The 14415-nt window shown below is 71.4% G+C and carries 9 protein-coding genes; 2 read left to right on the forward strand and 7 right to left on the reverse strand.

From position 1 onward, the window contains the following. Positions 1-3: 3 nt before the first annotated feature. From O7602_RS15805 to O7602_RS15825, 5 genes are all read right to left on the reverse strand, one after another. A complete protein-coding gene (locus O7602_RS15805; protein WP_281583401.1) occupies positions 4-672 on the reverse strand; it encodes a uridylate kinase in 669 nt (222 codons plus the stop codon). A gap of 925 nt (positions 673-1597) precedes the next feature. Continuing rightward, positions 1598-2788, reverse strand: coding sequence for a helix-turn-helix transcriptional regulator (locus tag O7602_RS15810; protein WP_281583402.1), 1191 nt, complete (start codon positions 2786-2788; stop codon positions 1598-1600). A 107-nt stretch (positions 2789-2895) separates the two neighbouring features. After that, positions 2896-3672, reverse strand: coding sequence for an alpha/beta hydrolase (locus tag O7602_RS15815; RefSeq protein WP_281583403.1), 777 nt, complete (start codon positions 3670-3672; stop codon positions 2896-2898). A gap of 39 nt (positions 3673-3711) precedes the next feature. Beyond that, positions 3712-4515, reverse strand: a complete 804-nt coding sequence (locus O7602_RS15820; RefSeq protein ID WP_281583404.1) for a hypothetical protein — start codon at positions 4513-4515, stop codon at positions 3712-3714. Positions 4516-4601: 86 nt separating this feature from the next. Then, positions 4602-6413 (reverse strand): acyl-CoA dehydrogenase, encoded by a 1812-nt coding sequence (locus O7602_RS15825; protein ID WP_281583405.1) that lies wholly within the window; start codon positions 6411-6413, stop codon positions 4602-4604. A gap of 149 nt (positions 6414-6562) precedes the next feature. Here O7602_RS15825 and O7602_RS15830 point away from each other — a divergent pair, with 149 nt between their 5' ends. Beyond that, positions 6563-7903, forward strand: a complete 1341-nt coding sequence (locus tag O7602_RS15830; protein ID WP_281583406.1) for a VCBS repeat-containing protein — start codon at positions 6563-6565, stop codon at positions 7901-7903. On the opposite strand, the gene O7602_RS15835 is transcribed toward O7602_RS15830, so the two are convergent. Next, a complete protein-coding gene (locus O7602_RS15835) occupies positions 7891-11349 on the reverse strand; it encodes a BTAD domain-containing putative transcriptional regulator (protein WP_281583407.1) in 3459 nt (1152 codons plus the stop codon). The two genes, O7602_RS15830 and O7602_RS15835, sit on opposite strands and share 13 nt — an antisense overlap. A 190-nt stretch (positions 11350-11539) precedes the next feature. Between O7602_RS15835 and O7602_RS15840 the strand changes: the two genes are divergently transcribed. Then, positions 11540-12889: a hypothetical protein gene (locus tag O7602_RS15840; protein ID WP_281583408.1), complete on the forward strand. Its 1350-nt coding sequence runs from the start codon at positions 11540-11542 to the stop codon at positions 12887-12889. 56 nt (positions 12890-12945) lie between these two features. On the opposite strand, the gene O7602_RS15845 is transcribed toward O7602_RS15840, so the two are convergent. Continuing rightward, complete coding sequence (locus tag O7602_RS15845; protein WP_281583409.1) at positions 12946-14412, reverse strand: ATP-binding protein; 1467 nt, start codon at positions 14410-14412, stop codon at positions 12946-12948. Between the last annotated feature and the right edge of the window lie 3 nt (positions 14413-14415).

Raw genomic sequence — 14415 nt, forward strand, 5'->3', positions numbered from 1 at the left:
CGGTCAGCGGATCTCCCAGGCCGGTCGCAGCGGTTCGTCGTTGTGCACGATGATGTCGGCGTGCGCGGTCGGGCGGGCCGTGGCGACGTAGAGCTGCTGGGCGGGGATGTACCGCTCGCGCCAGCGCCGCTCGACCTCGGCCCGGGCGGACACCTGGCGCTCCCGGATCACGGCACGCTCCACGATGGTGTCGAGCGCGGTCGACACGAGGACACGCAGGTCCCACCGGTCGATCAGTTCCGGGCGCATGAGGAAGACACCGTCGAAGAGCAGCACCGCGTCGGCCGGCGCGGTCCGGATCGGCGGGGACAGCACGGTGTCCCCAGCGTGGTCGTAGACCGCGTGTTGGAAGCGTCGGTCTCCCCCGGGCCCGAGTGGATCGAGCAGGACCCGGTTCAACGCGCCGTGGTCGTGGGCGTCGCGGTAGCAGCCCTCGGCCGAGAACTCACCGCGCGGATAGCGCCGCGCCCGCGGGACCAGGAAGTCGTCGACAGTCGCGCGGATGACGTCGCGGCCCTGCTCGCGCAGGACCGCAGCCAACTCGTCGGCGAGCGTGGTCTTGCCGGCGGCGGGCGGTCCGTCGACGGCCACCCGCGTCGGATGCCCCACGGCGACGGATCCGACCGCCTCGGCCAGGCAGCGCAGCAGATCGTCGCGGGTGCCCCGGTCCATCGTCGGTCCCCTCACCAAGACGCCGAGCCGACCCTATGCCCTCCCGCCCGCAAGATGCTCACCGCAACCACCCCAGGAACCGCCGGGGCAACGCCCCCGGCGGCGCCCAACCGAGGTCCGCCGTCGCCCGTACGGGCTGCGCCCCCATGTACAACGCCAGCGACACGGGCGCACCCTCGAACTCCTCCCGCAACTCCCGCCGCCGCGTCGCGCACGGCCACGGCCCGTCGCACCCACCGCACGTCCAGACCGGCAACACCGGCCCGTGCGCGCTCACTCCCGCACCCCGATAACGCGGGCCACGCCCGCCCGCGCCACCTGCCGACAGGGGTACGCAGTGAGCCGCCCGTGCCACACTCGGTGGCGGCCCACACACGTCCCGTCCACCCCGGATACGTGCGCCACGGGCATGATCCGGATCAGGCTCTCGTCGCTCACTGGTCACCCTGGGCAGGCCAGTGGCCGCGATTGATCGGTATCCGGTGGCGACTCCGACACGGCAGCTCTCCGCCACAGCGGCACACCCATCTCCACCTCAGCCATGACCACCTGGGCCGGTGCCGTCGCGCAAGCGTCATCGCCACGGCGAGCAGAATTCCCTCGTACGGCAGAAGACGTCGGCGCGACGCGGCGACCGTGGCGCGAGCGGCTGGCTGAGTCGGCGTCGATGGGATCGTCTGCAACTGATCCGATTCGGCCAACGCGAGAATCCGCCGTTTGGCCGCCTCCCACTCGGCCGCTTGGATCTCCTCACCCCTGGAGACTCTCCTCCGGCCGCCCCGACCACGCATCTTCGACCTCCGTCCGCCGGGGCATGGCATAGCCTCACCGATAGAGGTGTCGACGCCGCACCCGCCACAGCGAGGCAGTCGCCCCGCCCGAAACGGACACTAGAACCAAGCGGTAATGAACCAATTACCTATGGTTATGGGGCCAGCGTGATGCCGAGCCGCCCCGCCAGTAGGCGAAGCTCGTGGGGCACGGCCCGGCGCTTGGCACGTTGCGCCATCGCGACGACGGCGTCCTGAGCCAGCGGGTTGAGCGAGAAGGGCACCGGCGCGGCCTGCTCCGCGCGCACGAACGCCCCAAGCGCGTCACCGTCCCGGCGACCGGAATCGGCCAGCGCTCGCCCGAGGTCGAGCCAGTACGACATCTGCCGGATCGAAGCCGCGAGAACCTGAGGCCGTACCGTTCGGGCCAGCTCGATCACCCGGCCGGGCTCGCCCGACTCACCGGCGATGGACATCTCCCACAGCACCACGTTCGTCGGTCCGAACCCGCAGCCGTTGAATCCCACGCCGTCCTGGGGATCCCCGAGCGTCGCGGCCTCCTGGCCCGCCTCGGTCAGGTGATCGCGAGCGGCATCCGGGCGTCCGCTCACCGTCGACGCAAGCGCCGCCGAGAGATGCAACTGGCCCAGCATCTGGCGGACCCGCTCGTCCGACGCGGCGGACTGGAGTGCCGCCAGCGAGCGATCAGCCGCCCGCGCCGCCAGGGACGCCGACTCGATGGGCAGGCTCTGCGCGTACGCGAATCGGGCTGCCCCCAACCACGCCGGGTCCTCGACGTCCTCGGCCGCGGACACCGCCACCCTCGCGGCGTTCAAGGCGAGATGCCGGTACCCGAGGTGCCGCAGACAGGCCGACGCCTGATAAGCCACCCGCACGAGCACCGTCCCGCCCGATGCGGCGGCGTCGAGCAGAAGCCCCGGCAGCATCTGGGCCATCGCCGGAAAGTTCGAGCGGTGACGGAGTTGCTCACTTCGCGCGACACCGGCGTCCAACTCCTGCGGCGTGCGCGTGGGCACCCGCCGCGCGCCATCCTCGATCTCGATCAGCGCGGACCAGATCGCCGGCACGCGCTCAGCCGCGTGCTCGCGGGCCGGGTCACCGGTCTCGGTGCCCTGACCGAGCAGATCCGCGACGGTCACCTGCAACGCGGCGGCGACCGCGACCAGGGTGGACCGCCTGTCGATCGTCTTGCGGCCGGACTCGACCTGCGAGATGTAGGACTGACTGACCCCGGCCAGTCCGGCGAGGACGGCCTGACTCATCCCGCCACGACGCATCCGCCAGTATCGGATCCGGGCTCCGATCGTGTCGGTCTTCCTGACCATGCTTCGTCGCCTCCCCGGACAGGGACTGGGACCCGGCATGGACAGCCGCGCCGGCATGCCGCCTTTCGGACGGTACACCGCACGGCCGAGGGCTTCGCTCCGCCGCCTCAGACCGTACTGCCGAGCCGGTCGAGGAGGAACCGCGCCGTGGCGTCGACAACGTCGTCGAAGTCCCTGCCGTGGCCCGGGTAGTGGAAACCGTGTTCGGCGTGCGCGTACTCGACGAGCGTGCACTCGTTGCCGGAGCGCGTCATCGCGTCCCGGAACCGCCGCACCGCCTCGATCGGCTCGACCTCGTCGCGGATGCCGTGGTGGATCTGCATCGGCGGATGCCCCGGCCGCACGAATTCGATGAGCGAATACTCGACCAGCCGGCCCGCCGCGATGCCGATCTGCTGTTCCAGGCGGCGCCGCATGGCCGGCGCGAGGGCGCCAAGGTCCAGTCCCGCGGGATTGAGGGTCACCACGCCCGCGACGCCGGGCGTGGGCGCGGTCATCGCCGCGACCAGCGCGAGATGAGCCCCGGCCGAACTGCCGCCCGAGGCCAAGTGACGCGCTTCGAGCCCGCGCGACGCGGCCAGCCGGCCGAACCGTTCGACCGCGCGCCGCACGTCGGCGATGCAGTCGTCGATGCTGACCGCGCCACGACCGAGCAGCCGATACCCGGCTGAGACGGCGAAGATCCCGTGCGCGGCCAGTCGCCGGCAGTGCGGGGCGAGCCCGGCCGCCGAGCCTTCGCGCAGGGCGCCGCCATGGAACAGGACGACGCCGGCACGCGGTCTCGTGCCAACCGGCTCGAACACCAGCAGGGGCAGCTCCCTGCCGTCGGCGGCCGAGGTACGAATGTTCCGGCGACCACCTGGCGTACCGGAGGGCTTCGACATGCGCCTATCCATTCCTACGTGGCTGACGACCCCGCCCGTTCATCGCAACCGGACCGCTTCGAAGTAACTGAACCGGACATCAGCCGGCGCACCGGCGGCATCGCCGAAGGCGAATGCGTGCAGCCCTACCGGGCCAGGCCCGAGTGGGTCACCGGCGCCGTCACTGCTCTGCGCCGACAGGACCACATCACCGTTGATGGACATGGTCAGTTGTACCCCGCCTGCGGCATCTCGGCAGTCGACGGTCATGGTGTTCTCGCGAGTGACATCGAAGCCAGGAATGTTGGTCTGAGCCAGAGCCAGCTCGTAACCGTTCTTGATGTACGCATCTCCCGCGTGAGTCACGCTGAACTCATACTGTCGGCTGTTGTCCGCGATGCCCCGGCACCAGATACCCCATCCGCCCTGGCCGGCCTCCAGGTGCGCCTTGGCCGAGATTCGCACGCCGGCCGGAACCGGGTGAATCGGTGCGGTGATCCATTTGGCGAAGCCCGGGTTGGGCTGAATTCGCAGTTGTCCCAATTCGTAGCGCGCGGTGCCACGTTCGTTGTCATGCCCGACCTGCCAGCCGCGATCAGCGGTGTGGAAGTTCTCTTCGAGCAGCAGATCATCATCGGTTGATCGACTTGTACCTGAGGTTCGCGAACCAGCCGTGTTCGGCGACATCGGTTGACGCCCGGCGCTCCCGCCGCTGTTCATCGGAGGCAAGAATACGAGCGCCGTCGCGACCAGGATGAGCAACACGCCAGAGCCAGCGACGATCAACTTACCGCGACCACGCAACATGCCGGCCAGTGTGACCATTACACCGGCGACCCCGATGATCAATCCTGCCAGCTCCATGGCACATCCGCAGTACCCCTCATCCGGCTTTCTGCGATTCTAAGAACGCGCCGCAAGCCTTCCCTCAGAGAATGGTTTGCCGCCGCTCAGAACCATGTCTCCCGCATGTCCAGCGTGGTGCGGTCCAGGCTCTCCAGCAGGTCGAACTGGGCCGTCACCGTGGGCAGCTCCCATCGGTAGAAGTAGCGCGCCGCCGCCCGCTTCCCGGCGCAGAACTCGTCCGCCGGTGACCCCGACGCCTCCACCGCCAGCACCTGCTCCAGCCACATCCACGCGATCACCACGTGCCCGACCGCCGCCAGATAGACCGAGGCGTTCGCCAGCGCCAGCTCCGGGTCACCGGGTGCCCACAACCGCCGCGTCACCACCGCGATCCGGTCCACCGCCGTGGCGAGCCGCCCGGCCAGGTCGGCGGCGAACCCGTCCGCCTTCCAGGCCCGGTCGGCGGTGGCCCGCATGGTCTCCAGCAGCAGTTCCAGCGCCGCGCCGTCGCGCATGGTGACCTTGCGGCCGAGCAGGTCGAGGGCCTGGATGCCGTGGGTGCCCTCGTGGATGGCGTTGAGCCGGTTGTCCCGCCAGTGCTGCTCCACGTCGTAGTCGCGGGTGTAGCCGTAGCCGCCGTGCACCTGGATGGCCAGGTCGTTGGCGGCCAGGCACCACTGAGACGGCCAGCTCTTGGCGATCGGGGTGAGCAGCTCCAGCAGCAGGTGCGCCCGCTCCCGGTCGGCCTCGGCGGGCGCGGTCTTCTCCTCGTCGAGCAGCCGTCCGCAGTAGAGGACGAGCGCGAGCGCGCCCTCCACGTAGCTCTTCTGGGCCAGCAGCATCCGGCGTACGTCGGGGTGCGCGATGATCGGCACCTGCGGCGTGGTGGGGTCCTTGTCGGCCACCGGGCGGCCCTGCGGCCTCTGCCGGGCGTACGCGACGGACTTCAGGTAGCCGGTGTAGCCGAGCGCGGTGGCGCCGGCCCCGATGCCGATGCGCGCCTCGTTCATCATGTGGAACATCAGCGCCAGCCCGTGGTGCGGCGTGCCGACCAGGTAGCCGACCGCGCCGGCCCGCCCGTATGGCCGGTGCACGCCCTCGCCGAAGGTCAGCAGCGTGTTCGTGGTGCCCCGGTAGCCGAGCTTGTGGTTGAGCCCGACCAGCACCACGTCGTTGCGCGGGCCGAGCGCGCCGTCGTCGTCGAGGAGCACCTTGGGTACGACGAACAGGGACAGGCCCTTCACGCCGGGCGGCCCGCCGGGGATGCGGGCCAGCACCAGGTGGACGATGTTCTCGGCCAGCTCGTGGTCCCCCGCGGAGATCCACATCTTGGTGCCGGTGAGCCGGTAGGTGCCGTCGTCCTGCGGCTCGGCGCGGGTGGTGAGGTCGGCCAGGGAGCTGCCGGCCTGCGGCTCGGACAGGCACATGGTGCCGAAGAACCGGCCCGCCACCATCGGGCGGACCCAGGTGTCGACCTGCTCAGCGCTGCCGTGGGCGAGCAGCAGGTTGGCGTTGCCGAGGGTGAGGAAGGGGTACGCCGAGGTGCCCACGTTGGCGGCCTGGAACCAGGCGAACGTGGCGGCGGCCACCGCGTGCGGGAGTTGCATCCCGCCGACCGACTCGTCGAGCGTGGCGGCGAACAGGCCGGTGCCGGCGAACGCCTCTAGCGCGGCCTTGACCTGCGGGATGGTGCGCACGTGTCCACCGTCGACGGTGGGTTCGGCCGTGTCGGCGGCGCGGTTGTGCGGCGCGAAGCGTTCGGTGGCGACCCGTGCGGCGAGGTCGAGCACCGCGTCGAACGTCTCCCGGGAGTGCTCGGCGTAGCGGGGCCGTTCGGTCAGCCGGGTCACGTCCAGCCAGTCGTACAGCAGGAACGCCAGGTCACGGCGAGACAGCAGCAGGTCGGACGACGACAACGGGGTTCCTTCCGTCGTACCCGGATACGGGATCGGTCCGGGAAGTCAGGTGCCAGCCGTCCGTCAGGGGCGTGCCTGAGTCTGACCGCAGGCCGGGTCGACCCGGACCCGGCCGGTAGTTGGATTCCTCGGCGAACGGATTACCACCTGTGGACAACGTTCTCTCGAAAGTATCGCCCATCTGCGCCGCGTTCGCGCTGGCCACGCTGATCGGCGCATCCCCCGCCCTCGCCGCGGAGGCGGCCCCGGCGCCGGACCTGCCGCCGGCGCTCGCCCCGCTGACCGCGCTCTACCAGACCGCGGCGTGCGACCCCGACGGTCCCACCGGGGCCGACGGCACGCTCGCGACCCAGCTCAACTCGCGGTTGAACGCCGACATGCGCGGCTACATGTCGGCGTATCGCGTCTCCTGCGCCCGGGAGGTGGTCGAGGCGGTGCGGGACCGGGGGCTCTCCTCCCGCGCGGCGGTCATCGCGATCACCACCGTGATCGTCGAGACCCATCTGCAGAACATCAGCGAGGAGGTGGACCACACCAGCCTCGGTCTGTTCCAGCAGCAGGAGTGGTGGGGCACCCGGGCGCAGCGGCTGAACCCGGACTACGCCACGAACGCCTTCCTCGACGCGATGGTGCGGAAGTATCCCAGCGGGAGCTGGGCCAGCGCCCCGATCGGCGAGGTCTGCCAGGCGGTGCAGGTGTCGGCCTATCCAGACCGTTACCAGGCGCAGGCATCGGACGCGCAGATCATCGTCGACAGCCTCTGGAATGTCCCCGCCCCTCGTCTCGAGGACATTCCGGTGTCGGGTGACTGGAACGGCGACGGCACCGACACCGTCGGCGTCTACCGCCCCTCCAACTCCACCTTCTATCTCCGCGACACCAACAGCGGGCCCGCCACCCGCGTCTTCAAATTCGGCCACGGACCCTCCGGCGACATCCCCGTCGCCGGCGACTGGAACAACGACGGCAAGGACACCGTCGGCGTCTTCCGCCCCAGCAACTCCACCTGGTACCTCACCAACGGCACCACCACCGACGCCCAGTTCATCTTCGGCCACGGCGGATCCGGCGACATCCCCGTCGCCGGCGACTGGAACAACGACGGCTACGACTCCGTCGGCGTCTTCCGCCCCAGCAACTCCACCTGGTACCTCACCAACGGCACCACCACCACCGACCACCAGTTCATCTTCGGCCACGGCGGATCCGGCGACCTCCCCGTCACCGGCGACTGGAACAACAACGGCACAGACACCGTCGGCGTCTTCCGCCCCAGCAACTCCACCTGGTACCTCACCAACGGCACCACCACCACCGACCACCAATTCATCTACGGCCACGGCGGATCCGGCGACCTCCCCGTCACCGGCGACTGGAACAACAACGGCACAGACACCGTCGGCGTCCGCCGCCCCGACAACAACACCGTCTACCTCCGCAACACCAACAACGCCGGAGCCGTAGACATCCAATTCATCTACGGCATCTGACCGACACGCGGAACGGCGGGACCCGGCACCCCCGCCGGGTCCCGCCGCCGTGGTGACCGGGCCAACCGCGCCTCGATCGCCTCGCAGGCGCGTTCCCGGTCCGGTAGCGGCGTCGTCCCGAGCAACTCGCGGAGCGCCCTGCCGTGCCGGCCGGCCGTTTCCGTCTCGCCCAGGCAGATCGCCGCCCGGGCCTGCACGATGAGAGCGTCGGCGTGCAGTGGCCGGTAGGCGTTGCGCGAGGCGATCTGGAGCGCCTCCGTCCCGGCCCGATATGCCTGCTCGGCGGCGTCGCTCAGCAGGGCCGCTTCGGCGACGCCGATGGTCGACTGGCACTCGAAGTATTGAAAGCCGCGGCTCCGGCTGATCGACAGACTCTCGATGAACCGGGCTTGGGCCTCCTCGACGGCGCGGCTGCCGAGCAACGCGTACCCCAGGGTGTTGAGGGTGGCCGCCTCGGCCCGCAGGTTGCGCTGTTTGCGGGCGAGCCGCAACGCCTCGGCGGCGTTGTTCACCGCGGGCACCCATTCGTGCAACTGGCGGTCGAGTTGGCTCAGCTCGTCGAGGACCGACAGCTCGCGCAGGGTCGAGCCGGTACGTCGGTAGTAGTCGAGCGCGGCTTCGAAGTGGGCACGGGCCGGCTCGAAGTCTTCCATCTGCCGCAGGACCATCGCCAGGTTGTGCCGGTTCGCCATCGCCGACAGGTGCCGCGCCGACCTCTCGTTCAACCGTTGGGCCGCCCTCAGGTGGTCGGCCGCCTCGGTGAGTTGCCCCCGTTCGTGGCACAGGGTGCCCAGGTCGTTCAACGTCACCGCCCGCACGTGATGGAACTCCGGACCGCCGCCGAGATCCAGTGCCCGCTGGTAGAGCTCCTGTGCCTCGGCGGGCCGACCCAGCTCGGCCTGGACGAGCCCGAGGTTGTGCGACAGGTATGCCTCGCCGACGTGCCAGCCGCTGGCGCGGGCGGCGGCGATGCCCCGGCGGTAGTCGTCGGCGGCGAGGTGGTGCTTGCCGGCCGCCCAGTGCGCCTGCCCGATGGTCTGGTGCATGGCGGCCTGGGCCCGCACGTCACCCGCGGCCTGCGCGGCGGCCAGCCCGGCCGCCCCGCTCGCGAGCCAGGCGACCAGGTCGCCCGAGACGAAGAAGTAGCCGCGGAGCTGGTCGGCCAGCTCCCACGACCGTGCGCCGTGCCCGTCCGCCGGTGCGGCTTCGACGGCGGCGATGAGGTTGCCCACCTCCTCGCCGAGCCACGCCGTCGCGGCATCGACGTCGGGGAACGGGTACGGTGTCGGCTCGACGTCGATCGGCAACCGCACCATGTCGGCGTAGACCAGGCTCATCGCGGAGGCGGTCCGCGCGAGATACCAGGTGTAGAGGCGGCCCAGCGCGGCGGCGCGGTCGACGGATGCCCCCCGGGTCTCACCGTCCCGCAGCGCATAGAGTCGCAGCAGGTCGTGGTAGCGGTAGCGACGGTCCGCGCAGCCGGGCTGGAGCAGGTTCTCCGCGACGAGGTGGTCGAGCGCCGCGCGGACGGCCCGCGGCTCGACGCCGAGCAGCGCGGCGACCGCGTCGGCCGAGAAGCTCTCCCCCGGGATCAGCGCGGCCGTGCCGAACACCTCGGCCGCCGTCGGCGGCAGGTCACGGCAACTGATCGCGAAGCTGCTCGTCACGGTGCGGTCGCCGAGGCTCAGTCGGGCGAGCCGCGACCGCTCGTCGGTGAGTCCCCGCACCACCTCGGCGATCATGCTCTCTCGGCGGCCCGCCAACCGGCCCGCCACCAGCCGCACCGCGATCGGCAACCGGCCGCACGCCTCGACCAGCGCCTCGGCGTCCCGACGCTCGGTCCGGACGCGGGTCTCCCCCAGCGCTGCCCGCAGCAGGCCCAGTGCCTCCGTCGGCGTGAACACCGCCAGGGGCGTCGCGCCGGCGCCGTCCAACTCCTCGCACCGGTTACGACTGGTGACAAGCACCGCGCTTCCGCCCGGACCCGGCAGCAGCAGGCGGACCTGGGCGGCGTTGTGCGCGTTGTCGAGCACGACAAGCACCCGCCGGTCGGCGAGGACGCTCCGGTAGAGCGCGGCGGCCTCCCGCTCGTCGCCGGGGACGGACCGCGCCTCGACGCCGAGCGCCCGCAGCAGCCGGGCCAGGGCGTACGCCACCGGTACCGGCCGGTCGTCGCTGCCACGCAGGTCGATGTAGAGCTGACCGTCCGGGAAGTCGCGGCGCACCTCCCAGGCCGCCATCAGGGCGAGGCTGGTCTTGCCGACACCGGCCATGCCGGAGATGACGTGGACGGCGGGTGATCCGCCACGCGGATAGCGCAGCGCCCGCTCGATCCCCCGGAGTTCGTCGGCGCGTCCGCAGAAGTCCGCCGGTGGCGCCGGGGTCTGCCGCGGCGTGACCGCACCGCCGCTCACCGGAGAGGTGCCGGCAGCGCGAACGTGCTCTCCGCTGACCACGGCCTGCCGGGCCTCGACCAGCTCGGCGCCGGGATCGATGCCCAGTTCGTCGGCGAGCCGGCGGCGGACGCTTTCGAACGCCTCGATCGCGGCGGCCTGCTGGCCGCAGGCCGCGAGCGCGACCACCAACCGCGCGTGCAGCGACTCGTGCCACGGGTACCGCCCGGCCAGGCGGCGCAGGAGTGGGAGGACCTGGCGTTGTTCGCCCACCACCTCCCCGAGTCGCGCCAGCCGGACGGCGATCTCCACGCGTTCCTCGGCCAGTGCCGTGACCAGCGGGTCCCCGGAGAGTTCCGGCACGTCCTGGACGACGTCGTCACCGCGCCACATGGTGGAGGCGTCGAGGAGCAGGTCGAAGGCGCGTCGGGGCGGGATGGTCGGCGCCGCGGCCTCGGCCACGCGGGACCGGTAGGCCACGAGATCGAGTTGCTCGCCGTCGACGTGCAGCCGGTAGCCACCCGAGTCGAGGGTCACCGCGGGCGTCGGGTCGGGCTGGCGCCTCGGCTCCAGCAGACGACGGATCCGGCTCACATGGGTCTGCACCACGTTGGCCGCCGACGGCGGTGGCCGCTCCCCCCACAGCAGGTGGATCAGCTCGTCCCGGTTGACCGGCCGGCCGGGTTCCAGCGCGAGGCGGGCCAGCACGACACGGTGCCGGCCGGCGCGGAGATTGACGGGCCGACCGGCACGGGTGACGAGCAGCGGCCCCAGCGCCCAAAGTCGGGCCGGGCCGGGCGCCTCGACCCGGGCGCGCTGCGGCGGCCGGGCGAGCTGGGTGAACCGCTCGCGGTCCTCGTGGTGCAGCCCCAACGCGTCCGCGAGGGCGCGCAGTGAGCGGCCCCGCGGCCTCCCGCTGCGCCCCTGTTCGAGGTCGCGTACCACACCGACGCTGACCCCCGCCTGGTCCGCGAGGTCGGCCTGGGTCAGGCCACGGCCGACCCGCGCGCTCCGCAACAGGTCACCCAGGCCCTCATGTCTACGATCGTCCATTTCTGACTCCCCCGTGTTCGGACGGATCGTAGTACGAGGTCCACTACAGGATCTGTCCCTCCAGCGGTACGTCAGGAGCGCTCTCCACACTCGTCAGCAGGCGGGCGGCAGCTCGCCGACACGGGAGGAGAACACATTGCACTCATCCGCTCGACGGCGCGCGTCACTGGCGCGCCGTACCCTGGTGCCGGTGGCCGTGCTGGCCGCGACCGTGGTCGCGATGCCGATGCCGGCATCGGCCGCGCTCGACAGCACGGCGGCGCGCCTGGCCGCCACCACCGTGCCGGGCGACCCGGCGCTGCCCGAGTACCCCGGCCTGTCCCCGCGTCAGGGGGCGGCCGCCGCGGTGAGCACCACACCGGTGCCCTGCGACAGCAACGGCTCGGACAAGGACATGCGTCGGTCGGACGCGGTCAGCCGGGCCCGAAGCTGGCTCAGCGTGGGTGGCGTCCCCTACAGCCAGAGTCGCTGCTACAAGAACCAGTACGGTGACTACCGCACCGACTGCTCGGGCTTCGTCGCGATGGCGTGGGGTCTCGGCGGATCGGGAAGTTCCTTCTGGACCGGAAACCTGGACACCCGGTCGCACACGATCCCACGCGCCGACCTGGCGCCGGGCGACGCTCTGCTCCGGCACACCGGTGACCCCAGCGAGAACCACGTGGCGCTGTTCGTGAAGTGGGGCAACTCCGCGCACACCGAGCCGGTGGTCATCGAGCAGACGGGCAGCGCGGACACCATCGAGCGCACCTGGAGTTCCAGCTACGCCGGCCTCTACACCCCGGTCCGCTACGACAACATCCTGGAGGACGTGTCCCCGGAGGACATTCCGGTGTCGGGTGACTGGAACGGCGACGGCACCGACACCGTCGGCGTCTACCGCCCCTCCAACTCCACCTTCTATCTCCGCGACACCAACAGCGGCGACGCCACCCGCGTCTTCAAATTCGGCCACGGACCCTCCGGCGACATCCCCGTCGCCGGTGACTGGAACAACGACGGCAAGGACACCGTCGGCGTCTTCCGCCCCAGCAACTCCACCTGGTACCTCACCAACGGCACCACCACCACCGACGCCCAGTTCATCTTCGGCCACGGCGGATCCGGCGACATCCCCGTCGCCGGCGACTGGAACAACGACGGCTACGACTCCGTCGGCGTCTTCCGCCCCGGCAACTCCACCTGGTACCTCACCAACGGCACCACCACCGCCACCAACAACACCGACTACGAATTCAAATTCGGCCACGGACCCTCCGGCGACCAACCCGTCGCCGGTGACTGGAACAACGACGGCAAAGACACCCCCGGCGTCTTCCGCCCCAGCAACTCCACCTGGTACCTCACCAACGGCACCACCACCACCGACCACCAGTTCATCTACGGCCACGGCGGATCCGGCGACATCCCCGTCACCGGCGACTGGAACAACGACAACACCGACACCCCCGGCGTCCGCCGCCCCGACAACAACACCGTCTACCTCCGCAACACCAACAGCGCCGGCCCGGTAGACATCCAATTCATCTACGGCATCTGACCGACACCCCCCAACCGGCGGGACCCGGACACCACCGGGTCCCGCCGCCGTGGTCGTCAGCCGCGGCCCAGCCCGGCAACGGCCTCCCGCAGGTCGCCCTGGTCGATCGGGGCCGGCGGCGCGCCCTCCGTGGCCTCCCGGAGTGCCTTGGCGAGTTGCACCCGGCGTAACGCCTCGCGCAGGTCCGCGCCGGTGAGCCCGGCCGTGTCCACGGCGAGGGCGGCGGGGTCCACGTCGGCGGCGAACATCCGGAAGCCGGGCCGCTCGTGCCGGTCGATCAGCTCCCGGATCATCTTGGTGAGGATCTCCGCGCGGCCGGACTCGTCCGGCGCCGGAATGGCGATCTTCAGGTCGAAGCGGCCGGAGCGGATCAGCGAGGCGTCGACACGCTGCGGAAAGTTGGTGGTGGCCACCACGATGACGTCGGGGTTCTCCTCGAACAGCGTGTTCATCTCCTGCTTGAAGATGCCGGCGACCGCGTTGACCGCCTGGCTCGCCGCGTCGCCGCCCGCGCCCGCGTAGCTGATGATCGAGTCGAACTCGTCGAAGAGCATCACGGTGGGCCGGCGGTAGCGGCGGGCGTCGCGGAAGATGCGCTTGATGTTGCGCTCCGAGCCGCCGAGAAACTTGTCCAGGATCTCCGGGGTGCGGATCTCCACGAAGTCCGCGCCGACCTCGTTCGCCAGGGCCCGGGCAAGCATGGTCTTGCCGGTGCCCGGCGGGCCGTACATCAGGATGCCCTGCGGCCGGCGCGCGCCCCAGCGGGCCATCGCCTGCGGATGCCGGAACGACACCGCCACCTCGCGGAACCGCGCGACCACGTCGGCCAGGCCGCCGACCTGGTCGAGGGTCACCGTCGCGCTGCGCGGCCCGGCCACCGCCACCGTTCGCCGCCCCACCAGGTACGTCCGCCCGCGCAACACGGTCGGCTCCACGTTGTCGCCGGTCAGCTCGCGGACGGCCTGGAACACCACGCCGAGCAGCGCGCGCAGGTGCTCCGGACCGACGTCGGCGCTCGGGACGTCGACGCGGATGCGTACCGTGCCGTTGTCCTGGTCCACGCGGGGACGCAGGCCGGCGGCCTCGGCGGCGCGCAACACCTCCCGGCCGGCCGGGTCGCGTGGCGGCGCGACGAGCGCGGCGCCGGCAGGGCGCAGCCCGAGCCGGCGGCCCGCACCGGCCGCCGCCCGGCCCACCGCCGCGGCCGGGCCGTCCCCGCCCGCGGCGAGCCGCTCGGCGAGCAGCAGACCGACCGGCCCGGCCAGCCCGAGGGCGAGCAGACCGGCCGGCGCGGCCTCCACCCGCAGGTACGCCTCGAAGCGGTGCACCGGCTGCCCGTCGGCGATGTCGGCACGCACGGTGCAGCGGACCTCCCGCACCGGGGTGGGGAAGTCCGCGCCGGCCAGCATTTCCACCGGCCCGTCCGCGGCGGCGGCGAGCAGCCCGGCCGGGTCGACGATGCGCACCTCGGTGCCGAGCAACGACACCGTCTCCTCGTCCGTCCGCACCTCGTACCCGGTCATGGG

The sequence above is a fragment of the Micromonospora sp. WMMD1128 genome (assembly GCF_027497235.1).
In the GTDB taxonomy this organism is placed as follows: Bacteria; Actinomycetota; Actinomycetes; order Mycobacteriales; family Micromonosporaceae; genus Micromonospora.

Coding starts and splice junctions, on each gene's coding strand:
- O7602_RS15820 (WP_281583404.1), bottom strand. CDS start 4,515: ATGGAGCTGGCAGGATTGATCATCGGGGTCGCCGGTGTAATGGTCACA.
- O7602_RS15835 (WP_281583407.1), bottom strand. CDS start 11,349: ATGGACGATCGTAGACATGAGGGCCTGGGTGACCTGTTGCGGAGCGCG.
- O7602_RS15810 (WP_281583402.1), bottom strand. CDS start 2,788: ATGGTCAGGAAGACCGACACGATCGGAGCCCGGATCCGATACTGGCGG.
- O7602_RS15815 (WP_281583403.1), bottom strand. CDS start 3,672: ATGTCGAAGCCCTCCGGTACGCCAGGTGGTCGCCGGAACATTCGTACC.
- O7602_RS15805 (WP_281583401.1), bottom strand. CDS start 672: ATGGACCGGGGCACCCGCGACGATCTGCTGCGCTGCCTGGCCGAGGCG.
- O7602_RS15845 (WP_281583409.1), bottom strand. CDS start 14,412: ATGACCGGGTACGAGGTGCGGACGGACGAGGAGACGGTGTCGTTGCTC.